The organism is Paraburkholderia sp. USG1 (assembly GCF_031570135.1).
Classification (GTDB): Bacteria; Pseudomonadota; Gammaproteobacteria; order Burkholderiales; family Burkholderiaceae; genus Paraburkholderia; species Paraburkholderia dioscoreae.
The window spans coordinates 1-23,417 of the sequence record NZ_JAMWXW010000038.1 but is presented as its reverse complement, the minus strand read 5'-3'; the positions used below and the strand labels follow the sequence as shown (position 1 = coordinate 23,417).

The 23,417-nt window shown below is 63.0% G+C and carries 24 protein-coding genes and 1 pseudogene; 12 read left to right on the top strand and 13 right to left on the bottom strand.

The features are described from left to right. Positions 1 to 243 precede the first annotated feature (243 nt). Positions 244 to 2,421 carry a M1 family metallopeptidase gene (locus NE850_RS34360; protein WP_310699985.1) on the top strand — a complete coding sequence of 726 codons (2,178 nt, stop codon included), beginning with the start codon at positions 244 to 246 and terminating at the stop codon, positions 2,419 to 2,421. Positions 2,422 to 2,529: 108 nt separating this feature from the next. Here NE850_RS34360 and NE850_RS34355 read toward each other — a convergent pair whose 3' ends face one another. Continuing rightward, complete coding sequence (locus NE850_RS34355; RefSeq protein WP_007177419.1) at positions 2,530 to 3,177, bottom strand: glutathione S-transferase family protein; 648 nt, start codon at positions 3,175 to 3,177, stop codon at positions 2,530 to 2,532. A gap of 74 nt (positions 3,178 to 3,251) precedes the next feature. Continuing rightward, entirely contained in the window at positions 3,252 to 3,998 is a 747-nt protein-coding gene (locus NE850_RS34350) for an SDR family NAD(P)-dependent oxidoreductase (RefSeq protein WP_007177418.1), read from the bottom strand. Between the two features lie 313 nt (positions 3,999 to 4,311). Here NE850_RS34350 and NE850_RS34345 point away from each other — a divergent pair, with 313 nt between their 5' ends. Continuing rightward, on the top strand, positions 4,312 to 5,256 hold the full coding sequence (locus NE850_RS34345) for a metallophosphoesterase (protein ID WP_007177417.1): 945 nt from the start codon (positions 4,312 to 4,314) through the stop codon (positions 5,254 to 5,256). A gap of 27 nt (positions 5,257 to 5,283) precedes the next feature. Continuing rightward, a complete protein-coding gene (locus tag NE850_RS34340) occupies positions 5,284 to 5,628 on the top strand; it encodes a cupredoxin family copper-binding protein (RefSeq protein WP_007177416.1) in 345 nt (114 codons plus the stop codon). 18 nt (positions 5,629 to 5,646) lie between these two features. Here the strand turns inward: NE850_RS34340 and NE850_RS34335 are convergent, their stop codons facing one another. Further along, a complete protein-coding gene (locus tag NE850_RS34335; protein ID WP_157187708.1) occupies positions 5,647 to 5,820 on the bottom strand; it encodes a hypothetical protein in 174 nt (57 codons plus the stop codon). Between NE850_RS34335 and NE850_RS34330 the strand changes: the two genes are divergently transcribed. Next, entirely contained in the window at positions 5,819 to 6,688 is an 870-nt protein-coding gene (locus tag NE850_RS34330) for a LysR family transcriptional regulator (RefSeq protein WP_007177415.1), read from the top strand. The genes NE850_RS34335 and NE850_RS34330 overlap by 2 nt on opposite strands. On the opposite strand, the gene NE850_RS34325 is transcribed toward NE850_RS34330, so the two are convergent. The 3 genes from NE850_RS34325 to NE850_RS34315 form a co-directional block, all read right to left on the bottom strand. After that, a complete protein-coding gene (locus tag NE850_RS34325) occupies positions 6,685 to 7,674 on the bottom strand; it encodes a zinc-dependent alcohol dehydrogenase family protein (protein WP_007177414.1) in 990 nt (329 codons plus the stop codon). The two genes, NE850_RS34330 and NE850_RS34325, sit on opposite strands and share 4 nt — an antisense overlap. Positions 7,675 to 7,742: 68 nt before the next feature. Further along, positions 7,743 to 8,870 (bottom strand): alkene reductase, encoded by a 1,128-nt coding sequence (locus NE850_RS34320; protein ID WP_007177413.1) that lies wholly within the window; start codon positions 8,868 to 8,870, stop codon positions 7,743 to 7,745. Positions 8,871 to 8,983: 113 nt separating this feature from the next. Continuing rightward, complete coding sequence (locus NE850_RS34315) at positions 8,984 to 9,193, bottom strand: hypothetical protein (protein ID WP_157187707.1); 210 nt, start codon at positions 9,191 to 9,193, stop codon at positions 8,984 to 8,986. Positions 9,194 to 9,530: 337 nt separating this feature from the next. Here NE850_RS34315 and NE850_RS34310 point away from each other — a divergent pair, with 337 nt between their 5' ends. Both NE850_RS34310 and NE850_RS34305 read left to right on the top strand, forming a co-directional pair. Then, positions 9,531 to 10,238, top strand: coding sequence for a hypothetical protein (locus tag NE850_RS34310; RefSeq protein ID WP_165188465.1), 708 nt, complete (start codon positions 9,531 to 9,533; stop codon positions 10,236 to 10,238). A gap of 40 nt (positions 10,239 to 10,278) precedes the next feature. Beyond that, the gene (locus NE850_RS34305; RefSeq protein WP_165188463.1) at positions 10,279 to 11,343 is read left to right on the top strand and encodes a diguanylate cyclase; all 1,065 of its coding nucleotides are present in this window, start codon (positions 10,279 to 10,281) and stop codon (positions 11,341 to 11,343) included. Between the two features lie 53 nt (positions 11,344 to 11,396). Here the strand turns inward: NE850_RS34305 and NE850_RS34300 are convergent, their stop codons facing one another. Then, positions 11,397 to 11,564 (bottom strand): hypothetical protein, encoded by a 168-nt coding sequence (locus NE850_RS34300; RefSeq protein WP_157187706.1) that lies wholly within the window; start codon positions 11,562 to 11,564, stop codon positions 11,397 to 11,399. Between NE850_RS34300 and NE850_RS34295 the strand changes: the two genes are divergently transcribed. After that, on the top strand, positions 11,563 to 12,444 hold the full coding sequence (locus NE850_RS34295) for a phytochelatin synthase family protein (protein ID WP_007177410.1): 882 nt from the start codon (positions 11,563 to 11,565) through the stop codon (positions 12,442 to 12,444). The two genes, NE850_RS34300 and NE850_RS34295, sit on opposite strands and share 2 nt — an antisense overlap. Before the next feature lie 74 nt (positions 12,445 to 12,518). Here NE850_RS34295 and NE850_RS34290 read toward each other — a convergent pair whose 3' ends face one another. Further along, positions 12,519 to 12,908 carry a VOC family protein gene (locus tag NE850_RS34290; RefSeq protein ID WP_007177409.1) on the bottom strand — a complete coding sequence of 130 codons (390 nt, stop codon included), beginning with the start codon at positions 12,906 to 12,908 and terminating at the stop codon, positions 12,519 to 12,521. Between the two features lie 94 nt (positions 12,909 to 13,002). Beyond that, positions 13,003 to 14,589, bottom strand: coding sequence for a glycogen synthase GlgA (gene glgA, locus NE850_RS34285; RefSeq protein WP_007177408.1), 1,587 nt, complete (start codon positions 14,587 to 14,589; stop codon positions 13,003 to 13,005). A 264-nt stretch (positions 14,590 to 14,853) separates the two neighbouring features. Here glgA and NE850_RS34280 point away from each other — a divergent pair, with 264 nt between their 5' ends. Further along, positions 14,854 to 15,036 (top strand): PAAR domain-containing protein, encoded by a 183-nt coding sequence (locus NE850_RS34280; RefSeq protein ID WP_084747671.1) that lies wholly within the window; start codon positions 14,854 to 14,856, stop codon positions 15,034 to 15,036. Positions 15,037 to 15,249: 213 nt separating this feature from the next. Here NE850_RS34280 and NE850_RS34275 read toward each other — a convergent pair whose 3' ends face one another. Next, positions 15,250 to 16,722 (bottom strand): sodium:solute symporter, encoded by a 1,473-nt coding sequence (locus NE850_RS34275; RefSeq protein WP_007177407.1) that lies wholly within the window; start codon positions 16,720 to 16,722, stop codon positions 15,250 to 15,252. Continuing rightward, positions 16,719 to 16,934, bottom strand: a complete 216-nt coding sequence (locus NE850_RS34270) for a DUF3311 domain-containing protein (RefSeq protein WP_007177406.1) — start codon at positions 16,932 to 16,934, stop codon at positions 16,719 to 16,721. The genes NE850_RS34275 and NE850_RS34270 overlap by 4 nt, the downstream gene beginning before the upstream one ends. Before the next feature lie 364 nt (positions 16,935 to 17,298). Between NE850_RS34270 and NE850_RS34265 the strand changes: the two genes are divergently transcribed. The 3 genes from NE850_RS34265 (at position 17,299) to NE850_RS34255 (ending at position 19,756) form a co-directional block, all read left to right on the top strand. Then, positions 17,299 to 17,976, top strand: coding sequence for a MarC family protein (locus NE850_RS34265; RefSeq protein ID WP_310699984.1), 678 nt, complete (start codon positions 17,299 to 17,301; stop codon positions 17,974 to 17,976). Positions 17,977 to 18,046: 70 nt separating this feature from the next. Next, the gene (locus NE850_RS34260; RefSeq protein ID WP_310699983.1) at positions 18,047 to 18,880 is read left to right on the top strand and encodes a class II glutamine amidotransferase; all 834 of its coding nucleotides are present in this window, start codon (positions 18,047 to 18,049) and stop codon (positions 18,878 to 18,880) included. 15 nt (positions 18,881 to 18,895) lie between these two features. After that, positions 18,896 to 19,756, top strand: a complete 861-nt coding sequence (locus NE850_RS34255) for an MBL fold metallo-hydrolase (protein ID WP_310699981.1) — start codon at positions 18,896 to 18,898, stop codon at positions 19,754 to 19,756. Between the two features lie 18 nt (positions 19,757 to 19,774). Here the strand turns inward: NE850_RS34255 and NE850_RS34250 are convergent, their stop codons facing one another. Both NE850_RS34250 and NE850_RS34245 read right to left on the bottom strand, forming a co-directional pair. Then, the gene (locus NE850_RS34250; RefSeq protein WP_165189655.1) at positions 19,775 to 21,529 is read right to left on the bottom strand and encodes a cobaltochelatase CobT-related protein; all 1,755 of its coding nucleotides are present in this window, start codon (positions 21,527 to 21,529) and stop codon (positions 19,775 to 19,777) included. Between the two features lie 5 nt (positions 21,530 to 21,534). Next, complete coding sequence (locus tag NE850_RS34245; protein WP_310699980.1) at positions 21,535 to 22,764, bottom strand: AAA family ATPase; 1,230 nt, start codon at positions 22,762 to 22,764, stop codon at positions 21,535 to 21,537. Positions 22,765 to 23,160: 396 nt separating this feature from the next. On the opposite strand from NE850_RS34245, the pseudogene NE850_RS34240 reads away from it, so the two are divergent. Next, positions 23,161 to 23,289 (top strand): annotated as a pseudogene (locus NE850_RS34240) (porin); the annotation flags it as partial. Positions 23,290 to 23,417: the final 128 nt, after the last annotated feature.

The following is a 23,417-nucleotide window of genomic DNA, read 5'->3' as shown; positions in this document are numbered from 1 at the left end:
GCATCAAAGCCGGGAAAAAACGGCCAAGGCCAACGGCCAAGGCCGTTTGATGAAAGCATTGTAATAAAAGTGTATCGCATTTCTAAAATCAGCCCCAAGTGCTGAGGCGCCAACACGTCCATATATTCTCGCTAGCAATTCGGTGCTAGTGCGGGAGACCTTTTTCTCTAAAAAACAGAGAAAACCAGCTGAAGCACTCATCGCACTTTCTTTAATGCCGATATTGTCAGTCGAGGATTAATTATGCGTATAAATTTCCGATTGCAGATGCAGTGCCTCGCGCTAGCCGGAATCGCGGTTCTGGCGGGATGCGGCGGCAGCAACGGCTCGTCTTCCCTCACGAGCAAATCCGGGCAGGCGCCCGCAGCCGCGCCGGCTGCTTCCGAGGTGGCGTTGGCCCCGCCCTCTGCGCCAGTGGTTGCGGATACGTCGATCAACAAGACAGTGCCGCCGGTCGAATTGCCCGACACGGTCACCCCGATCAACTACAAGCTGTGGTTCCGGCCAAACCCCGCGCTGTCCTCGTTCGACGGCCGCGCCGACGTGCAGATCAAGGTGCAGAAGGCGGTCAACGCGATCACGATCGCCGGACACCGCATCAAGTTCACCAACGGCACGATCACGCTTCAGCCGGGCAACATTGCGTTGATCGCGACGCCTCAGGACGACGGCGATTTCTATCAACTGCGCCCGGTGAGCGGGCAGATCGCCGCAGGCAACTACTCGCTGCACATGGAGTGGAGCGGCATCATCAACTTCAAGACCTATGACGATCCGGTCGCGAAGACCGGCGGCAGTTGCGGCGACGATCCCTATCCGGGTTGCTCGGCGGCGGAAGGCGTGTTCCGCGTCGATCTGAAATCGACCGACGGCACGACGAGCGGCGCGATTCTCACGCAAGGCGAATCGAACCTCGCGCGCCAATGGTTCCCCGGTTGGGACGAGCCGGCTTTCCGGCCCACCTACGAGGTGAGCGCGGAGGTGCCGCAGAACTGGAACGTCGTCTCGAACGCGGCGGAGAAACCCGCGGTGAACGTGGATGCGGGCTACAAGCTGGTGTCGTTCGAAAAGACGCCGCCCATGCCTTCGTATCTGCTGTTCTTCGGCGGCGGCCAGTTCGACATTCTCGAAGACGACTTCTCGAGCCCGCTGCCCGACGGCAAGGGTTTGCATCTGCGCATCTTCACGCCGCCCGGCATGCGTGACTGGGCCAAACCGGCCATGCAGCAGACCAAGCAGGCGCTCGATTACTACTATCGCTATACCGGCATTCCGTTGCCGCTCACCAAGTTCGACACGATTGCGGCGAACGACGCGTTCAAGGAACAGAAAGACCTGAACTTCGGCGGCATGGAGAACTGGGGCGCGATTCTCGAATTCGCCGACGACATTTTGCCGCCGCCCGGCACGACCATGTCGGACTACGGCGTGACGGTGCTCACGCACGAAGCCGCGCACCAATGGTTCGGCGACCTCGTCACGCTCGACTGGTGGGACGACGTTTGGCTGAACGAATCGTTCGCGACGTTCTTCGAGAACAAGACCAAGGTGCGTTTCTTCCCGGACCGTTTCAGCTGGGTCGACGACGTGAAGAACAAATACGCCGTGATCAATGCGGATCTGAAGTCCACTGCGTTTCCGGTGCAGCCGAACTTCAACGGCTGGGCGTCGAACGACTTCGTGTTGAGTGCGAGCGCCTTCACATACGACAAGGGCGGTCACGTGCTGAAGATGCTGGAGAACTATCTCGGCGAAGAAGTCATGCGCAAGGGCCTGCAGTCGTATCTCGCCGACTATGCGCTCGGCAACGGTACGCCGAAACGCCTGTGGGACGAACTGGCCAAGGCGAGCGGCCAGCCGATGGTAGCGATAGGCGACAGCTTCGTGCGGCAAACGGGCGTACCGCTGATTTCGCTCGATACGCAATGCGATCTGACCACCAATCAGACCGTGGTCTCGCTGAAACAGTCGCCGTTTCCGAACCAGAATCAGTACCCGGGCACGCAGTGGACCATTCCGCTGACACTCGCGTACGGTGACGGACTGACTTCGCGCAAAACAGTCGCGCTGAAGGACACGCAAACCCAGGTGCGTCTGAACGGTTGTTCCGCGGTGCTCGCCGACCCGAGCGGTCTCGACTACTACGTGACCAACTACAGCAACACCGCGTGGAGCCAGTTGCTCGCGCAGGGCAATGCGCTGAAAGATCCGGTGTTGCTGACCGGTCTGCAACTCGAGGCGAAGCTGCTGGTGAACAATGGTCTGGCGGACCCGTCGCGTGCTACCAGTATCGGTTCGCTGAGTCCGGCGGCCGTACCGCTCGCGCGTCAGTTGCTGATGACGGCGCCGGCGACGCAATCGCTGCGTCCGACCATCCGCTATCAAGGCAAGTTCCGGCTCAAACAGCAGGCTCCGCAGTAGGGTCTGCAACAGGCTCAACAGGCGGTGTTATCGAGGAGCGCAGCGGCCCGCAATGTGATGCAGCGGTGCGGGCCGCTGTCGCAATGCGACTTCGCATGTCACTGCGAATCAAGCCGCCGCACTCGGCCGCGACGATACCGTGTCGTACCAGCGCTTGAGCGACTCCAACCCGGCCGGCACCTGCAGGTCGATTGCTTTCGCGGCGAAATCGATCGTGACCAGCGCGGTAATGTCCGCGACCGAAAAGCGTTCACCCGCCACAAACGCGGACTCTTTCAGCCGATCGTCGAGATCGGCCAGAAAATTGGCGGCGCGTTGCCGGCTGCGTTCGGCAAGTGCGGGAATCTGTTCGTAGTCGTGCGGCCCGGCAATCGCGCGGCCCTTCAAACCCGGCGCGATGTTGCGGATCGCTTCCATCACCGAGGCAAAGCCTTCCTGTTCCGCGCGCCGTTCCCACATCGTGATCAGCGCCTTGTCTCTCGGTGTGGTGCCGAATAGCGGTGCGTCGGGATGAATCTCTTCCACGTAGCGCTGGATTGCCGGCACTTCACTGATCGACGTGCCGTCTTCGAGCACCAGCGTCGGCACGACGCGCCGTGGATTGATCGCGCGATAGGCGTCGCCGTGTTGCTCGCCTTTGCCGAGATCGACCGCGACGATCGTTACCTGAACTCCCTTTTCGGCGAGAAAGATGCGCACGCGCCGTGAGTTCGGCGACGAAGCGGAGTGGTACAGCTTCAATGTTTCGGTAGTCATGTCCATGTTCCTTTGAATGATGCTGAAGAACGCGCGCTATGCGGCGGCGCCGGGCACTGCAAAGCGATACGCACTCAGCCTGCAGTCTTGCCGCCGTCGACAGTCACGATCTGCCCCGTGACGAACGACGCGGCATCCGACGCCAGGAACACGATGGCGCGCGCCACGTCGTCCGGTTTGCCGATACGGCCGAGCGGCACCTTCGCGGCGAGCGCGGCCTTGTTCTCCGGCGTGCCGGTGAAGCGGTCGAGCATGCCGGTGTCGGTCGGCCCCGGCGCAACGGCGTTGACCCGCACGCCGGTGGACGCCACTTCGAGCGCGGCCGACCTGGTCATGCCTTCCACTGCATGCTTGCTGCCTGCGTACACGGAAGCGAAGGCCGCGCCTTCATGACCGTAAGTGGACGAAACGTTGACGACGCTGCCGCTCTTTTGTGCCGACATCACGCGCAGTTCGTGCTTCATGCTGAGCAGCGTGCCGAGCACGTTGGTGTCGAACGTCGCGCTGTAGCTCTCGACGGTCTGGCTGGTGATCGCGCCGGGTTGGCCTTCGGTGCCGGCGTTGTTCACGGCGGCGTCGATGCGGCCGAAGCGGGCAACCGTCTGATCGACGAGGCTCGCGACTTCTTCATCGCGGCGCACGTCGGCCTGGATGAAGTGGGCGTCCGCGCCGAGTTCGCGCAGTTCTGTTTCGAGCGCCTTGCCTTCGGCTTCACGACGGCCCGAGACCACGAGGCGAGCGCCGGTTTCAGCAAAAGCGACGGCGGTGGCGCGACCGATGCCGGTGAGTGCGCCGGTGATCAGAATGACGGGATGGCTCATTTTCAACTCCTGGAAGGTATGTATTTGCGGTATGGGACGAAGCGGATCGGGTGCGGAGGAGTTCGTTGTGTTCCGCTTCAGTTCATTGCCTTGAGTGCAATTTAGTGGCTTACCGGGCAGATTTAAAAGACTTTATAAGCTGGACCGCATGCTTATCAGGCATGGGTGACGGGTGGGAGTGGAAGAATTCGCAAGGCCGATCGAGCGACTCTGGAATAAAACCGGTCACTCACCGGTCATGCCTGACGAACCGATTCGCGAGGGCCGCCGGATGATCCACGGTCCGCCTGCGACTCTTTATCGTGAGGTCAACATGTCGTCACATCATCCGTTCGACGCGTCGCGTCGCGGCGCACTGAAGTGTCTTGCATTCGGTGGTTTGGGCACCGTGTTCGTTCTGTCGGGCGGCATTCTCACGCCGGTGGAACTGGCGCTCGCCGCCGACCAGAAATCGTCCGCGGCAACGGCGGGCGTGCCGCTTTTCCTGCAGATCAGCGACTCGCACATCGGCTTTAACAAGGAAGCGAACCCGGACGTGGCCGGCACGCTGAAGCAGACCATCGAGTACGTCAATGCGATGCCGGTCAAGCCCGCGCTGACCATCCACACCGGCGACATCACGCACCTTTCCAAACCCGCGGAGTTCGATCTCGCGGCGCAGTTGATGTCCGGCCTGAAGATAACCGAGCTGCACACTGTGCCCGGCGAGCACGACGTGACGGACGGCCCCGGAACGGAATACTTCAGCCGCTTCGGCAAGGCTTCGGACAACAAGGGCTATTACAGCTTCGATCATCAGGGCGTGCATTTCGTCGGCCTTGTCAACGTGATGCACTTCAAGCCGAACGGTCTGGGCGGTCTCGGCGATGAACAGCTCGAATGGCTCGAAAACGATCTGAAAGGGCGCTCGTCCAGCACGCCGATCGTGGTGTTCGCGCATATGCCGATGTGGACGATCTACGAGCCTTGGGGCTGGGGCACCGGCGATGCCGGCCAGGCCATGAGTTATCTGAAACGCTTCGGCTCGGTGACCGTGCTGAACGGCCACATTCATCAGATCGTGTCGAAAGTGGAGGGCAACATTACCTTCCACACGGCGCGCTCGACGGCTTATCCGCAACCGACCGCCGGCAACGGCACCGGCCCCGGACCGTTGACGGTGGCCGGCGATCAACTGCCGAAAATGCTCGGTGTCACCAGCGTCAGGATCGCGCGGCATCCGCTCAAGGCGACGCTGGACGACACGACACTGGTTTGACAGTTTTTTTAACGCAGGAGATCAGTTATGCAAACTAAAAAGATTCGTCGCGTCTTTCTCGTGACGGCCGCAGGTTCGGCGTTGATTGCGGCAATGTCCGGGATTTCCGTGGCGCGGGCTGAAGCACCGAACGCGGTCGTGATCAAGAACTTCATGTTTTCGCCAATGGAACTCACGGTCAAAGCCGGCTCGACCGTGACCTGGAAAAATCTCGACGGCGAACCTCATACCGTCGTCAACGACGCGGGGATGTTTCGCTCCGCCGCGCTCGATCAGAACGATACGTATCAGTTCAAGTTCGACAGGCCGGGCGTCTACAAGGTGTTTTGCGGCATCCATCCGAATATGAAGGAGACCATTACCGTGCAGTAGACGCTGTGCAACGCGCATCTACGGACTGTGGCCGGGGCGCTCACGCAGCGCATGCAGCTTCGCTGCGTGCCTTGCCTGTAGCGCCTTCAGCGCGCGCAGCAGCGATTCGACGTCGAGTCGTTTGCGGTAGTCCACGTCGACGTGGGCCAGGGCAACGCTGCCGTCGCGATCGAGCAGAAACGTGGCGGGCATGGGAAGCGTCGGTCAGCCGGCGGTGTCGAAGGCCATCGCGCAGCTCGAGGAGTGGCTGGGCGTGAAGCTGCTGCTTCGCACTACACGCACCCTCACGCCGACGGAAGCCGGCAACAGCTTCTATCAGCGCGCCAAACGCGCCGTCGAGGAAACCGACGAAGCCGTGCTCGCCGCGCGCGGCACCGCGGTGGGCCTTTCGGGCAAGCTGCGGGTGTCGGCCGCGGTGTGTTTTGCGCGGCTGCATATCGTGCCGCGTTTACCGGTTTTTCTCGATGAACATCCCAACCTCGAACTGGAGCTCGTTCTCGACGACAGGAACATCGACCTCGTCGAAGAAGGTATCGACGTGGCCTTGCGGATGGGCGTGCTCGCGGACTCCAACATGACCGCGCGCCGGATCGCCGAGGCTCGGCGCCGCGTGATCGCCACGCCGGCGTACTTCAGCCGTTACGGCATTCCCAAGGCGCCCGCGGATCTTCTCGCGCACAAGTGCCTGATTTACACACGTGACGGCGGCGGCGAAGACTGGAAGTTCCGCAAGGAAACCGCCGAGGTCTCGGTCAGGATGCAAGGGCGGCTCAAGATCACGGCGACCGAAGGTCTGCGCGCAGCCGTTTTCGCCGATATGGGCGTCGCGGTCGCATCCGAATGGGCCTTTACGCCGGAGCTGAAGTCGGGCACGGTGGTGTCGGTGATGGACGACTGGCTGCTGCCGACCATCAGCCTGGCGGCCGTCTATCCGACCGGACGCCTCGCAAGCACCAAGGCGAGACAGTTCACCGCGTTCGTGGAAAACTGTCTCGCCGACGAAGCCGCTCCCGCTTCACGCACTACCGCGTCAACGCTCGAATCCGCAAAGCCCGCCTAGACCGTCACGACGATCTTGCCGAACTGGCCGTTGGTCTCCAGATAACGGTGAGCCTCCACCATATCGTCGAACGTGAAGGTGCGGTCGATCACCGGCTTGAGCGCGCCGCTCTCCAAACCCTTGAGCACGTAATCCACGGCAGCTTTCCGGCGCGCGGCATCGCCGCTTGTCAGCCAGATGTTGTGCGCCTTCACGGTCAACACCTTGGCGATCATCTCCAGTACCGGCAGTGGCGTGGCCTCTTCGCTCAGCGCGCCGTAGATATACGCAATGCCCTGAAACGAGATTGCCGCAAGCAGCTTCGTGAAGGTCGGGCCGCCGACCGGATCGAACGCCACGCGCGCGCCTTTGCCGTCCGTGATGCGCATGACTTCGGCTACCAGATCGGTTTCTGCAGTGGCGATCACATACGCGGCGCCGGCATCCAGCAGTTGCTGGCGTTTCGCCGACGTGCGCGTGAGCGCAATCGAAGTCGCGCCCGCATAGTTGGCGATCTGGATGGCCGCGAGCCCCACGCTGCTCGACGCGGCGGGCACGAGGACGAAATCGCCCCTGGTCACCTTTGCGTCTTCGATCAGCGCGCCATAGGCCGTGACGAACATCATCCACACCGACGCGGCCTCGGCGAACGAGAGCGACTCGGGATGCTTCACGACGGCGTAGTCCGGCGCAAGAATGACTTCCCCATACGTGAAGTACTGATTCATCGAGAACGACGGCATGACATTGACCTTGTCGCCGGGCGCAATGCCCGTGACCTCGGCGCCGACCGCATCGACGACGCCGGCGGCTTCGTAGCCCAATCCCGCAGGAAAGCTGACGGGCTCGATATAGGCGTCGTTGCGCCACATCGATTCGGCGCGATTCAGGCCGATCGCCTCGACCTTGATGCGAACTTCATGCGGGCCCGGCGCGGCAACCGGCGTCTCGATGAATTCGAGCACTTCGGGGCCACCGGCCTTTGCAAACTTGATGGTGCGTGACATGACAGTCTCCGGGTTCGGTAAGGGTGCAGTGAGCAGAACTGCCGCAGGCGAGGTGAGGGCGCCTCGGCTCATGCGGTTTCGCCGGTTTCTTCAGCGGTTTCTACAGTAGGCGAATATGCGGGGAAATCCGAGTAATGCTTTTCGTCGCCCCCCCAGAACGCCGCGCGCACATACGGCGTAAGCGGCAGCTTGTGCAGGAGCCGGTAGGGCAGGTCCGGATTCGACGAGAAGTGGCGGCCAAAGGCGACCAGGTCCGCGTCGCCCGATGCGACGATCGCTTCCGCGCTGTCGCCGTCGAATCCGCCGGCGGCGATGATCGGGCCGGAGAAATGTGGGCGCAGGTACTTCACGGCGACTGGCGGGTGGTCGTCGTGCAGCGTGTCGTCGCCCTTGATGCGTGGTTCGATCACGTGCAGATACGCAATGCCGTATCCGTCGAGCACGCTCGCGACGTGGCTGAAGGTGGCTTCGGGATTGCTGTCCGAGATGCCGCCCCATTCGCCGGATGGCGAGATGCGCACGCCGACCCGCTCCGCGCCCCACACGGAAATCAGCGCCTCGACCGTTTCGCGCAGAAAGCGCACGCGATTTTCGATCGGGCCGCCGTAGGCGTCGGTGCGCCGGTTGGTGCCGTCCTGGATGAACTGGTCCACGAGGTAGCCGTTCGCACCGTGCAGTTCGACGCCGTCGAAGCCCGCGTCGTGCGCACGCTGGGCCGCCACGCGAAACTCTTCGACGACGCCCGGAATTTCCTCGATACCGAGCGCCCGATGCGGCGAGGCCGGCACGAAGCCGTCTTTGGTGAGTGCCACGCCTTCGAACGGCACGACCGAAGGCGCGACCGGCGCGACACCGCCGGTCATTTCGACGTGGCTTTGACGGCCGCCGTGAATCAGTTGCATGAAGACGCGGCCGCCGCTGGCGTGAACCGCATTGGCAATCGCCTTCCAGCCTTCCACCTGGCCGTCGTGGTAGAAGCTCGCGGCGCCCAGATACGAGCGGGCCGGAACTGAAATGCTGACGCCTTCGACGATTTCCAGGCCGCCTTGCGAGGCGCGCTGGCCATAGAAGTCGGCCATCATCGGGCTGGGAATGTCGCCGGGCTGGATGGTGCGCAGACGGGTCATCGGGGCGAGCACGACGCGATGCGTGAGGGTGTAGGCGCCGACTTTCTTCGGGGTGAACAAGTGAGCCATGATCTTTCCTTTACCGGGTAGTGAGTTCGGAGACGCTCAGCCAGATGCCGATTCGTTGATGGGCAATTTATCCATTCCGGTATGCGCCGGGAAGGCGCGCCACGGCATATGAATCATTCCAGGCTGGGATCAATGACTGCGCGGTGCTCGTTGGAGAGGAAGAGAGAGGCAGGTGATGGCGTGCGCAGCACGCGTTGATGAAAGTAGCTGCGTGCCGACGAAATCGAGCTTCCGGGCGCCAGTGTGAATATGTCGAAGCGACCGGCGATACGGCTGCCGGCGAGCGGGAATGTCCCTTGCGTTTCCTCTTGCGTTTCAAGCACGAGTCGTAAAGCACGGGCAAGCCACCGCGCTTGAGCGTGGTTGTCGCATCACACCCAGCCGTGTGCTCAATGCGCCGTTGCGCGCGGCCTGTACGGCTTGCACGCGCGCCTCGCGATGCTTCCCGGCGCGGCGCGTGACGACCAGCGTCGTAAAACTTTTACCTGTTATTTTGACGCAACCCTGCCTCGCCAAGACGCCGTTTAAAGCGCAGCATTGCCGTATTGTTCTCATGCAATGAGGGGGCTAACTTCGTCGAGCGGCTTTGTATCGATCTGCCAAATCGTGTGAATAAAGTTCGCCGACGCACTAGACGTAAGGATTCCGGAGCGTATTGCGATGTTTAATGATCCCGACTTGCGAAACTCTCTGGCCGCTGGCTCTGATGCCCGCGCCCGGATGGACGGTTTGTCACTTTCCGCCGCCGCGCCGCCGAGGTTCGGACGCCTGGCCATGTGCGTGGCGGTGGCCAGCGCGCTCGCCATTGGCGTGCTCGGTACGGTGGCGTACGGTGTCTGGTTCAATCAAGATCAACAGGTATACGCCGAAGCGATGGCGGGTGCGCGCAAAGCGCTTGGCAACGGCGCGCCGGTGAACACGGCCCTGATCGCGAAGCCCGCGGGCGTGACGTCATCGACGTCATCGACCTCAGTGGCGACAACCGGCTCAACGGTGACGGCGTCGCCAACCGGCACCGATCCGGAGGCGGGCGGTCAGTGGGCCTCCTGGTCCGGTGAAGTCGCCCGACATTCGGGCTCCCGGCTGCCGGCAGCTTTCGTGGCCGAGGCCGCGCCGGCCGCCGCATCCGCACCTTCCGCGACTTCCTCCGCTCGCCGTTCGGCCGGCCTGGGCAATCCGCCGGCACAGCAACCGGTCTCGACGCGACCGGCCAAAGATAGTCGCGCCACGCCGCAAGAGCGCCGTGCGACCCCCAACAACGCGAGACACAAAGACAATCCGTTCACTCGTCTGGGGCTCTTTTTCCGTCGTGTGAATTATCGGCAGCATGGCAACGCGAATCGGCAAGACATCTATTCCCATCCCTGAGCCACGCCGTGCTGGGCGCGTCGATCCGGCGGATGCCTCCATGATCCGGTTCAGGAGAATGCCCGCCGTGCTGGCCGGCGCCTCTCTGGTCTGCCTGCTGGTCGGCCTTCTTTATCTCGCCTTGCAGATCAGAGCGATCTTCTCCGATCAGTTGAAGCAGGAATACGCGGGGCTCGTGCTCGAAGCGGCAGGACGTGCGGACCGTGCGCGCGCGATGGTCGACGCAGGGCGGCAAAGCTCGGGCGACCGTGAAGCGCAGGTGCGGAGTTACCGGCAAGCACGCGCGGAACTCGCCGGTCGCCTCGGGTCGCTCGCGGCATTGGTGAATGCCAGTCCGGCCGCTGCGCCGCACGTGCCCGCTTCGGCGCTGATGCCCGATGCCAGTCTGAGCGGCACCGACGCGCTGCTCGCCACGGTCTCGGCGTATTGGCGAGCGCAGCGCGATGCCGACGGCGCGGACGTACGCCTGCGGATTGCCCACGTCGCCAACGTATTGATCGCGCTGGCCGCGTTGCTGTTCTGTTTGCTGTTTACCGCGCTCGGCATGTACGCCAAACGCAATCGCCAGCTCGCTGGCGAGTCGCACGAATTCGAGTACGCCGCGTTGCACGATCCGATGACCGGTCTGCCGAACCGGCGCAAGCTGTTCGCGTCGCTTGACGAAGCCGCCGCGAAGTTGCAAGCCGGATCGGCGCACCGGAAGATCGCCGTACTGTATGTGGACCTGGATGGCTTCAAACAGGTCAACGACTCGCTCGGCCATCAAGCCGGCGATGAATTCCTGATCGCGGTATCGCGGCGCTTTCGCGAGTCGGTGCGCAAAGCGGATGTGGTCGCCCGCATTGGCGGCGACGAGTTCGCGGTGCTGATCCAGGAATTTTCCGCGGCTGACGAACTGGCCGAGATTGCTCGACGGCTCATTGCGTGTGTGGTTGCGACCGACAGGCAGATGGGGCTCGGACTGGTTCGAGCAAGCATTGGCATTGCCAGCTTTCCCGATCTCGTCGACGATTACCAGCGCCTCGTCGCCGCGGCGGACGACGCGATGTACCGCGTCAAGCGCGGCGGCAAGAACGGTTACGGGTTCGCGGCTCGAGCCAACTGAGCGTACGTTCGGCGTGTTTGCCCATCTTTCGTCGTGTGCATCGCTTCAGCCATTCAATTCCACTCCTGGGTCCGCCCGTTCATTGACGACCGTGCGATGGCCGCCGTCGCGCACGCCGGGTTTTGTTTCGTGTTACAAAATCGAAGCTCGCTGGCGCGTGCTGATTTCTGCATCGGCACGAGCGCGGTCAGTGTGAGTTCATCCCCGGCGGAAAGATCCATGTCCAGATATTCGTTGATGCGCGCCGTGCGGCGCCTGAGCCAACCCGAGTGGGTCGTCGCGGTTCTGATGGCGGCGCTGGCCGCGTGCGCACCGGTGCCGCGGGTTGCGAGTCAGCCCGGCGTACAAGCGGCCGTGGATCAGCCCGCGCTTGTTCGGCCCGCCGCTCAGACCGCGGTTCAGACCGCAACCCAGGCCGGCGCGCGCGCTGCCGCGCGCCCGGCCGACGGACCGCTTCCAGTTCCCACGAACCTCGTCGCGCTGGCACAGCCGGCCGGTCAGAAACGGTTGACGGGCTCCGCAGCCAACCAGTCGTACTGGCCGCTCTCGCAGTACTTCGAAACCCAGCGTAACGAAGCCTATTGCTCCGTCGCAACGTCGGTCATGGCGCTCAACGCATTGGGCATCCGCCGGCCCGAGTCGACGCAATACCCCGATTTCCCGTTCTTTTCGCAGGAAGATTTCTTTCGCGGGATCGATCCGCAGGTGGCCAACGCCGCGCAGGTATCGAGAGAGGGCATGACGCTCGACCAGCTCGGCACCGCCCTCAATGCATTTCCGGTCGGGGTAAGGAAGTATCACGCCGCGGACCTGTCGCTCGGCCAGTTCCGCGATCTCGTGCGTACCACCACGGGCCACAACGACCGCTTCGTGCTGTTGAATTTCAGACGGATGGAGATTGGCGAGACGGGCGGCGGACATTGGTCGCCGCTCGCCGCTTACGACTCGGCAAGCGACAGCGCATTGCTGCTCGACGTGGCGCGCTACAAGTATCCCGCTGTCTGGGTGCCGGTCGCGCAGTTGTACGCGGCGGCGCTGGCGGTGGACAGCGTGAGCGGACTTTCACGGGGGATTGTGATTGTGGGCAAGCAGATGAATTAGGAGCGTGGTGGCGAGGTGTCGGGACACCGCAAGGAAGTCCGCTGTGACGAGCTTGCCGCCGACCACACGCGCCGTTATCCCCAGGCCGTATTCTGCAAAACGATCCGATACCCATCGGGATCTTCGAACGTTTTACCTTGACGATCCCAGTACGGATTCTCTGATTCGCAGGCCGTCACGCCGAGCGCTTCGAGCCGTTCGACGGCCGCGCTCCATGCGTCGCGTTCGGGTAGATAGAGCACGAGAAGATGCTCGGTGGTCGGTGCCCGTTCCACTGTGACACCGTGTTGACGTGTGAACTCGATGTGCCAGGGACAGCCTCGCCGTCCGACAACGACCCCATCGAAGCCCTGGTGATTCTCGAAGCTCGCAAGGACGTCGAAGCCGAGCCCACGTGTATAGAAATCGGTGACTTTATGCAGGTTGTTAGTAGGGCGGGCGACCCGGAGAACGGGCGAATGCATGGGCGGCTCCATGAAACATGGGTGTATGCCGCGTAGCATAACGTGTCAGACGCGCCTCGAAGCCGTCGATCTCAGCCGGAGCGCCTCAACGCCATCACGCGCTGCGCGCCATCTCCCCGAGCCCCGTATTGAACTCATCCCTGCGGCTACCCGCAGCGGCGGCACGCGCCCGCACGGAAGTCTTGCGGACCCGCGTATCGGGCTGTGCCGGACGCGCATCCACCAGATCCGCGTACAGCGCGAGATAGTTCGAAGTCGATGCTCCCCAGCCGAAGTCGCGGCTCATCGCATTACGCTGCAACACATGCCACGACGACGGCTCCACGAACGCGTCCAGCGCGCGGCCAAGTGCATGCATCACGTCATCCGGGCTTTCGCCGTCGAACAGAAAGCCGGTCGCCTTTCTGTCGCCGCGCGGGTCGTGCGGCAGATAATCGACGATCGTATCGGCCAGCCCGCCCACGCGCGAGGCCACCGGAATCGTGCCATAGCGCATCGCGTAGAGCTGCGTGAGTCCGCAGGGTTCGAAGCGGCTGCCGTGCAGCAGAATGTCCGCGCCCGCATGCAGCATGTGCGCCCGCCGCTCGTCATAACCGATCTGCACGCCGACGCGTCCCGGCCAGGCGCCCGCGATGTCCTGCAGTGCCTGTTCGATGCCTTGCTCGCCCTGACCGAGAATCGCGAACTGCAGCCGCGGATGCCGTTCGAGCAATGCCGGCAGCGTATGCACGACGACATCGGCAAGTTTCTGTTCGGTAAGACGGCTACCGATGGCGACGAGCGGTGCGAACGGATCGCGCGTCAGACCGAAGGCCTGCTGCAATTCGCGCTTGCAGGCCTGCTTGCCCGCCGTATCGTCGACGGAATAGGGGCGCGCGATATGTTTGTCGGTAGCCGGATTCCATACCGCCGTGTCGATGCCGTTGACGATGCCCGAGAGCTTGCCGGCCTGCGCCTGCAACACGCCTTCCATGCCGTGCCCGAAACGCGGCGTCAGGATTTCGCGTGCATAACGCCAGCTCACGGTCGTGACGCGATCCGCATGGACGATGCCGGCTTTCATCATGCTGAGCGAACCATAGAACTCGATGCTGCGTTCGTCGGAAAGCGCGGGCGCCAGCAATTCGGGCGGCACGCCGATCCAGCCGCCCATGGCGAGCGGATGGTTGCCCTGGAACGCCAGGTTGTGAATCGTGAAGACGCTTTTAGCGGCAACGCCCGCAAGCCGCAGATACAGCGGCGTGAGTCCTGCATGCCAATCGTGCGCGTGCACGATGTCGGGGCGCTTCACGTTGCGCACGCCGCGCGCCACCCGCGCGGCCGCTGCCGCGAGCGATGCGAAACGCGTGAGATTGTCCAGATAGTCGCGTCCTTGCGGATCGCGGTAGAGGCCCTCGCGCGCGAACAGGTGATCCATCTGCAGAAGCAGCACTGTCACACCGGTATCGGGCATGTGGCCGCGCAGCAGCCGCGCGTCGCCGCCGGGCAGGCCGGTCATGCGCGCGACGGGCGCGACGTCGACGGCGCGTTCGAGCGCGGCCGGATACGCGGGCATCAGGATCGAGACAGCGGCGCCGGCATCGCGCAGAGCGGCGGCGTATGCGCTGACCATGTCGCCGAGGCCGCCGGATTTGGCGAGTGGCAGGGCTTCGGAAGCGACGAGAAGAACGTTGAGCGGCAAAGCGGCCCCCAAGGACGGGATTTGTGCACTCGCACAGTGCGGTGAGATGCGTAGACGCGTCTGTTCAGCAAGGGGTGTGCCTGATGTTTGAATTTCGGTTTGGCTCAGACAGAGGGTTTGTGTTGCAGTGCGGGCGGACGATTTTGTGGCGTGCACGGCCTATTTATTTGTATTGACAGCTCGTTGTCTGAAAAGCGTTTTTTCATTCGTGTGTAGATTTGACATTCAGGCGCAGAGATAGGATGCGTTTCCTGGCACTAGCCGATCGTTGCACATCTTGTTAACGGCCGCCTCGGTGCCCGCGTCGGCGACATGATCAGTTGCGGCGCAACTATCGTGAGCGGCTCATCGGCGAGGTCTGGCGACAAGGAGGTTGCCCGTCAGAGTGACGCTACCAGCCGCGGTGGCACGTTGGTCAACGGTGACTACCGCTGGCAGCCAGATTAGTCCATGCCGAATGCGCGACGGCACCTCACGGCACCTATATCCCGATGTGCTTTTCTAACTTTCCACGGCGCAGCAGCAAAGCAACGATGCAAAAAACACAACGGCACAGGTTGCCGGCCTGTGCCGTCCTTGAATGTCTGAAGCGTTCGCTATCCAGCCGATCGGCTTCTGAACGCTGGATCGCCCATCAACACCTTCCAGCCCGCTCGCAACTCAATGCACCGGCGCATGCGTCTGCTCGACCGGCCGCGGCTGCGTCACCGCGCTCACCGCCGCGAAGACGATGATATTCACCGCCAGCGCCAGGAACCCGATATTGACGTCCTTCAACGCGTCGGGCAGGAACGGCATCAACTGACCGATGCTCAGATGCATGGTCGTCGTCACGGCCACTACCGCCACGCCCGCTACAATCCCGCAAAACGCGCCTTGTTTGGTCGCGCGGTTATGCGGACGCAGGCTGCAGATCACCGCGGGAAAGAGCTGGGTCACAAAGCTGTAACCCATCAGCAGCAACGCGACAATGGTTTCGCCGCCTTGCAGCGTGAAGCCGACGGCCACCAGCGCCACGACCGGCACGAGCACACGCGCGAGCGTCGCCACCGTGGCGTCCGAAGCGTTGCGGCTCACCATGCCGCGATACACGTCGTTGGCGAGCAGCGTGGAGGCGGACGTGAGGATCATCGAGCCCGGCACCAGCGCGGTCAGAATCCCGGCCGCGCCGATCACACCGACGAACCACGGGTCGAAGGCCTGCAACGACAGGCGGAACAGCGACAGGTCGATGTCGCCGCCCTTCAGACCGGGCACCTTCAACGTCGCGGCAAAGCCCACGAAGAACACGAACAGCAGAATCAACTGGTACAGCGGCAGCACCATCGCGTTGCGGCGGAAAATGCGTTCGTCCTTCGCGGTGAAAATCGAACCGAACGTATGCGGCCACATGAAAAAGCCGAGCGCCGTCAGAAGCACCGTCGACTGGAACCAGGTCACGCTCGAACCCTTGGCCGGGAAGGTCAGGAAGCCGGGGCGGGCGGCGTCGATTGCGCGGAACATGTCGCTGAAGCCGCCGTAGTAGTGCAGCGGCAAATAGATGCCGAGGAACAGCACGATCGCCAGAATCAGCAGATCCTTCACCACCGAATTCCACGCCGAACCGCGCACGCCGGAGACGATCACATAAGCCGTCACCACACACGCGCCGATCCACACGGCCGCCGTCGACGAAATCGCGCCGTACGAGGCCGTTGCCACGATAATGCCGAGTCCCTTCAATTGCAGCACGAGGTACGGAATCAGCGCGGCCACGCCGACCAGTGCGACGAGCGTACCCAGCGCGGGGCTTTCGTATTTGCGCGTGAAGAAGTGCGGCTGCGAGACGAGCCGGTGTTTCTTCGCGTAACGCCAGATGGGCGGCAGCATCCAGTACGAGAGAATGTAGGCAAGCGTGCCGTACGCGAGAATGTAGTAGACCGGCGCACCCTTGCCGTAAGCAAAGCCGCTGCCGCCGAGGAACGTGAAGGTCGTATAGATTTCGCCGGCCATCAGCAGAAATACGAAGGCGGTGCCGAAGCTGCGGCCGCCCACGGTCCATTGTTCGAGACTCATGTCGTGGCCGCGCCTCGCGCGCACGCCCAGGTAAAGCGCAAATAGCGTAATCGCCGCAATGATGATGAGTGCGCTCATGAACTGGCCTCCTCGCCGTCCACGGCAAGCTGACGGTTGGACGGGTCGATCCGGTAGATGATCGCCATGATGATCGAACTGAGCACCACCCACATGACGATCCAGGCAAGCACGAACGGCATGCCGAGTATCAGCGGCTCGACACGATTCACAAACGGGACGCCGAGCAGAATGCCGATGAACGGCAGCGCGGCAAGGACACGAAGCAACATGGGGGCAACTCCTCGAACCGGTAAGTACGTCTCGTTGAAAGTGCGGCTTCGCTGGGGACTGTATGCCTGATGCTTTGGCCGCGTAAAGCAGGTCAAAAAAGTGTAGGCTTTCTGAAAGTTGCGGGCGCATCTTTATGGGGCCGGTTGCTGCGCTGCAAGGCGGCGCGCACAGCGTGGCGCGCTGCGGTACGCCCGGCGGCCTCGAGGCTTTTTTACGGTTGCGGTTGGCGCGCCGCGATATCATCTCGCCACGCAACGAGAGCATCACCTGAATCACCGGAGAGAGTCCGGTCTTATCAACATGGCGCGGCGTGCCGGGTGGGCAGACGAACTACCCGAGCCGCCGCTCGACACGGAAACGCATATGGTCGAAAGTCTGATCCCGGACATTCTGTTTGGCTTCACCGGGCTGATCAGCATCATCAATCCAATCGGCATTGCTTTTGTCTTCCTTGACCGGACGGCTTCGCTGAGCAAGGAAGAACGCACGGTGCTGGCTCGCAAAATCGCCATCAACGTGTTGTGCGTGCTGCTGGTGGCGTTCTTCATCGGCACGCCGATTCTGCATTTCTTCGGCATCTCCATGCAGGCGCTGCGCATCGGCGGTGGTCTCGCCGTGGCTGTGGGTGGCTGGCAGATGCTCAACGCGCCGGATACGCAACCGGGCGAGCAGCCGGCGGTCAAGCGGGTGGACGCGGACAATGCAATGTCGAAGGCATTTTTTCCTTTCACCATTCCGTTGACCACCGGGCCGGGGTCGATCGCCACGGCCATCGCACTGACCGCGAACCGCACGCATAAGCTCTCCGAGTTCGTGATTTCGAGCATCGCGTCGGTCGTGATCTCGGTGGCGGTGGCCGTCACGGTCTATCTGGTCTACAGCCGCGCGGTGATTTTCGCCAGGTATCTCGGCGTGGAAGGAACCAAGGTCGCCATGCGTGTATCTTCCTTTCTGCTGCTGTGCATCGGCGTGCAGATCATGCTGACCGGCTTCTCCGAATTCCTGATCCCGATTGCGACCATGCAACCGGTGGTCAAATAGACGCGTACCCGGCGGCCCACCGCACCATCCGGCGCCGGGGGCGCTCACGCACCCGACAGGAGAACACCTCATGTGCCGTTGGCTCGCATATACGGGCAACCCGCTCCAGCTCGAGACGGTGCTGTTCAACGCCAAACATTCCCTGATCGACCAGAGCCTGCATTCGCGGCTCGGCTACACCACGACCAACGGCGACGGCTTCGGCATCGGCTGGTATGGCGAACCGACCGATATTCCGTTTCGCTACCGCTGCATCCAGCCGGCGTGGAGCGACCGCAATCTGCGCGAAGCCGCGCGGGCGATTCGCGCGCCGCTGTTCGTCGCGCATGTTCGTTCGGCGACGGATACGCCCCCGCAGGAAACCAACTGTCATCCGTTTCGCCACGGCCGCTGGCTCTTCGCGCATAACGGCCTGATCCGCAACTATCCGGCCGTGCGCCGCGATCTGATGGTGATGATCGACCCCGATCTGTTTCCGTCCATCGAAGGTTCGACGGATTCCGAGGTGATGTTTTTTCTCGCGCTGACCTTCGGCCTGGAACTGGCGCCGGTCACCGCGCTCGAGCGGATGGTGGCATTCGTCGAGGAAACCGGCCGCAAGCACGGCGTGGATGAACCGCTGAACATGACGGTATGCGTCACCGACGGCGAGCAGATCGTAGCGGTGCGCTATTCGAGCGAAGGGCAGTCGCGCTCGCTGTTTCACAGCACCTCGTTCCATCATCTGCACGAGTTGTATCCGGACGATCCGCGCATCGCGGCGGCTGGCGAGAATGCGTTTCTGGTGTTGTCCGAGCCGCTTGCGGACCTGCCGGGCTGGTGGGAAGAGATTCCCGAGAGCACGGTGGTGGTGGCGCGCGGCGGCCAGATCGAACAGTATCCGTTCAGGCCGCAATCGGCGTAAGCGGGGGAGCCGACCATGACGCCTCAAATCGAAGCGTTTTACGATGACACCACCGGCACGTTCACGTACGTGGTCTATGCGGCCGAAGGTTCGCTGTGCGCGGTGATCGATCCGGTGCTCGACTATGATCCGAAGTCGGGCTGCACGTCGACGCAGTCGGCGCAGCGCGTCATCGCGTTCGTCAACGCGCATGGACTACGTGTGCAATGGGTGCTGGAAACGCATGCGCACGCCGATCACGTGTCGGCCGCGCAGTATCTGAAGGACACCCTGGGCGGCAAGATTGCGATCGGCGAGAGCATCCGCATCGTGCAGAGCACATTCAGGCGCATCTTCAATCTCGGCGCGGACATGCACACCGACGGTCGCCAGTTCGATCATCTGTTCGCGCCCGGCGAGACTTTCAGCATTGGCGAGTTGAGCGGCGAGGCGTTGCATGTGCCCGGCCATACACCGGCGGACATGGCGTACCGGATCGGCGACGCGGTGTTCGTCGGCGACACGCTGTTCATGCCGGACGTCGGCTCGGCACGCTGCGACTTTCCCGGCGGCGACGCGCATACCTTGTACGACTCCGTGCACACACTGCTCGCGCTGCCGCCCGACACGCGGCTGTGCATGTGTCACGACTATCCGCCGCCATCGCGCGGGCCGCAATGGCAAACCACGGTGGCCGAACAGCGGCGCGGCAATATTCATTTGCACGACGGCGTGAGCGCGGCGGAGTTCGTGGCGATGCGCACCGCGCGCGATCGCACGCTCGGCATGCCGACATTGATTCTGCCGGCCATTCAGATCAACATCCGCGCGGGCAGGTTTCCGGAGCCGGAAGACAACGGCGTGCGTTACCTGAAGATTCCGCTGAATGCATTTTGAGCGGCGTGAGCGCTGGTGTCAGCGTGCGAGCAGCATCGAACTCAACACGGAAAACACTGTCGCCGGCAGTTCGGCGAGGCGGCTCACTACCACGTTGTGCGGATAGAAGTCCTCCACCGCATCGGTCAGCACGCCGATTCCCACCAGTTCGATACCGCACTTGCCGATGGCCGCAATGCGCTCGCGCAGATCGCTGCGCAGCACCTGCGGATCGCCGTCGCCGGTGGACGGGTAGCCGTCGGAAAACATCATCAGAATGCGCCGTTCGGCCGGGTGATCGGCGAGCCGTGTCGCGGCCCAGGCCAGCGCCTCGCCGTCCGGATTCTCGTGTCCGCAGTCGATGGCGGCGATCCCGCTCAGATCGGTCGCGCCAAAGCGTTTGTAGACCTTCAGATCGAGCCGTTCGACGAAGCGGTTATAGCGCCGTAAATCCGCGCCGGCGGCGAGTTGCCGCGCGTAGAGCTGCTGCATGGGCAAGGATTCGACCGAGCAATAGCCGAGTACTTCGCAATCGAACGACAACTGCGTGAGCGCATCGCACAGGGCGGCCGCGCACTGGCGCGCGAGTTCGATCTTGCGGCCGGCCATCGAGCCGCTGCGGTCGATCAGCAGGGTCACGGCCACGTCGCGTCCTTTGGCGGGCCGCTGCGTGCGAAACGGCGTGCGATAGCCGGGCGAGGTCGCGAGTTTGGCCAGCGCAGTGCGATCGATCTCGCCGCGCTCCTGCTCACGGCGCCAGCGTGTGCGCTCGTCCGCGCTCAGTGCGCGTTCGAGCTTTTCCTTGAGCGGCGCGGTGTCCGCGCGAGCCTGAGCTCGCAGTTCGCGCCACGCGGCGCTGTCGCCCTGGCCCGTGAGATCGCGGATGTCGTCGAATTCGGTGGCGAGCGGAATCGACAGCCGGGCTCGCGATGCATCCGCCGCGGAGCTGGCTGCTTCGCCTTCGGAACGCTCGGACGGCTGTTGCGCGTCTGCCAGCGATCGACCCATGCCGACCGCGTTGTCCGCCTGCGCGCCGCCGCTTCGATCCGACGGCGGCGAGTTCGCGCTGTCCTGGTCGGGCAGCACGGTGTCGTCGTCATCGAGCGGCGTGGACGGTGACGCGGCCGTTTCGGTATCGATGTCTTCGAGCGCATCCGCTGTGAACGCCATGCTGTTCACTTCGCCTGCCGACAGCGCGCGTACGCGCGCCACGAGCGCCTGCGCCGACGCGATGCTCTGCGCGGTCGAGCGGCTCGCGCGAGCATCGTGCAGCAGATCCTGCGCGGCATGCAAGGCGGCGAGCAGCGAATGGCTGGCTTCGGTCCTGGTGGGCGCTTCGTCCCACAACGCGCGTTCCACCAGCCAGACCAGCCTCTCGCGCCAATGCAGCTTCGGCCAGCGTTGCCGCACACGCTCGGCGGCATGGAGGCGCAACTTGCCGATGAACCAGCGCGCACCCGGATATTCGTCGAGCAATTGCCCGCACACACGGCGGTCTTCGATCATCTGCGCGAGATTCGCGGCGACGCCCGAGGGCAGCGCGTCGAGTTGTGCGAGCGAAGCATGCTTGGCGCGCGCGACCAGCAGATCCAGATAGCCGATCAGCACGTCGCGGTCGATCCCGCCATTCAACTCGTAGTCGGGAATGACGATGCGGCCAGGTTCCACGCGCGGACCGTCCGGACTGAACGCGACCGTCACGCCATATTGCCCGGTCAGCACGCGGGCGACCTTGCTGAGCGTGGATTCGAACGCGAAGCCGCGCGTGTCACGCATGTCACGCGTGGCGTGCATGGCGTTCACGCGTCGGGAGCCGGCGCGATGTGATGGCGGATGATGCCGCGAATCAACGCGGCGTCTTCCGGGCTCACCTTCGCGTAGATGGCGGGGCCGGCGGCGCGTTCGGGGTCGCCGGTGCGCAGCATCAGTTCGGCCCAGTCGAGCAGGCGCCGCGTGGAGAATGCGCTGGAGAGGTCTTCGCGAGCGAACGCCGCGCGGCAGTCGGCGGCGATCGCGGCGAGCGTGGTGGCGAGCGTGCGTGTCATGTGCGGGGCGAGCGTGGCCATCAGCACATCGGCTTCTTCAGCGGGTGTCAGATAGTCGAGCAGATACACGCGCCAGCGATCCAGAAACGCCTCGTTCATCAGATTGGCGCCCTGATACAGATGCCGGAACTGACTCATCGCACCGACCGCGTTCGCCGTGGCGAACAGCCGGAAAGCCGGATGCGGCGCAACGATTTCGTTGCCTTTCTCTTTCAGCACGAGGCGGCCGTGCGGTTCGAGCACGGCGGTGAGGGCGGCGAGAATAGACGGCTCGGCAAAATCGATTTCGTCGACGATCAGCCAGAGACCTTCGCGCATGGCCGTGGGCAGCACGCCGTCGACCCAGATCGTCTCACCGCCCTTGACCGTCCAGAAGCCGACAAAGTCGCCGACGGTGGTCTGCCCGTTCATGTTCGAGCGCAGCACGCCGTGACGCGAACGCGCCGCCACCTGTTCGATCAGGCTGGTCTTGCCGGCGCCGGTGTGGCCGATCAGCATCACGCGCCGGTTTTCGACGATGTCCTCGACAATGTCGTTAAAGCGCTCGGAGAACAGATAGGCGCGGTTCAGACGCGGCACGAGCGGATTGTCGGCGCCGCAGGGCACATCCACATGGCCGACTCGCACGGTTTCGCCCGTGCCTTCCGCCTGCCTATGTTTCGCCGCCGTAGCCCGCGCCGCGGCGCGCAGCAGTTCCGGCATGAAGGCGACGCGTCCGGCCGCGGACTGCTCGCTGGCGGCGTCGTCCGTGTCGATTGCGAAGCCTTCGCGGCGCCATTTCTTGAGCTTCGCGCGCAGATTCTCCGCGTCCACCACGAGATCGATATCGACTGCGCCGGGTCCGCCGCCGTTGTCGACGCCATGTTCGAGGCGGTAGTTTTCCGGTCGGTCGGCCACACTCACGCGCCACCATTCCGCGCCGTTTTCCGTTGCGCGCTGGTAAAGGCCAAGGTTTTCGTCTTCGGTCAGTTCAGGCGCATTCATGGCAAAGGTTGAAGAGTCGATAACGAATAATGCGTTGCGATCTGGCTGATGCCGGATGACCGACTATCTTATCTTGAGCGGCTTTCGATCACCCATTTCGGGTCTTTGCCGTGCGTGTCGAGTGCGTGGGCCGCAAGAATTAATTGCGTGAACCGGATAGGCGGGCACGCGCGTATCGCCTATAGTTCGACGAACCGGCGATGTAGTTTCGCAACATCTCTCTCGCATTTCAGGCTGAGTTTCGCACTGGGCTTGCTTCACAGCGGTCTGCAGCCCGCGCATCATCGAAACTGGCAACGGCGTGTTCAAGTAGTTTTGAAACATTCGCAGTCTGCTTTGCCCTGCATCGCCATATAAAAAACTCACGGCAAAACAATGAGACTACGTACAAAATTAATGGCTGCTCTCGCAGTGGCAAGTCCGCTGGCATATGGTCAAACGAGCGTGACGTTATATGGCCGCCTCGACGCGGGCCTGGAATATCTGAATCACGTCAGCAATGGCGCAGGCGGCAGTTCAAGCCGTTTGGACTTGCCCCTGCATGACCGGACATGCGGTCACGCTTAGGTTGGTGAATCTGCTCGCTGGCGAAACTCGCGTGGTGAGCAGTATTTCAGGGCGCTGTGCGGATGCGACTCGTTGTAGTGGTCAAA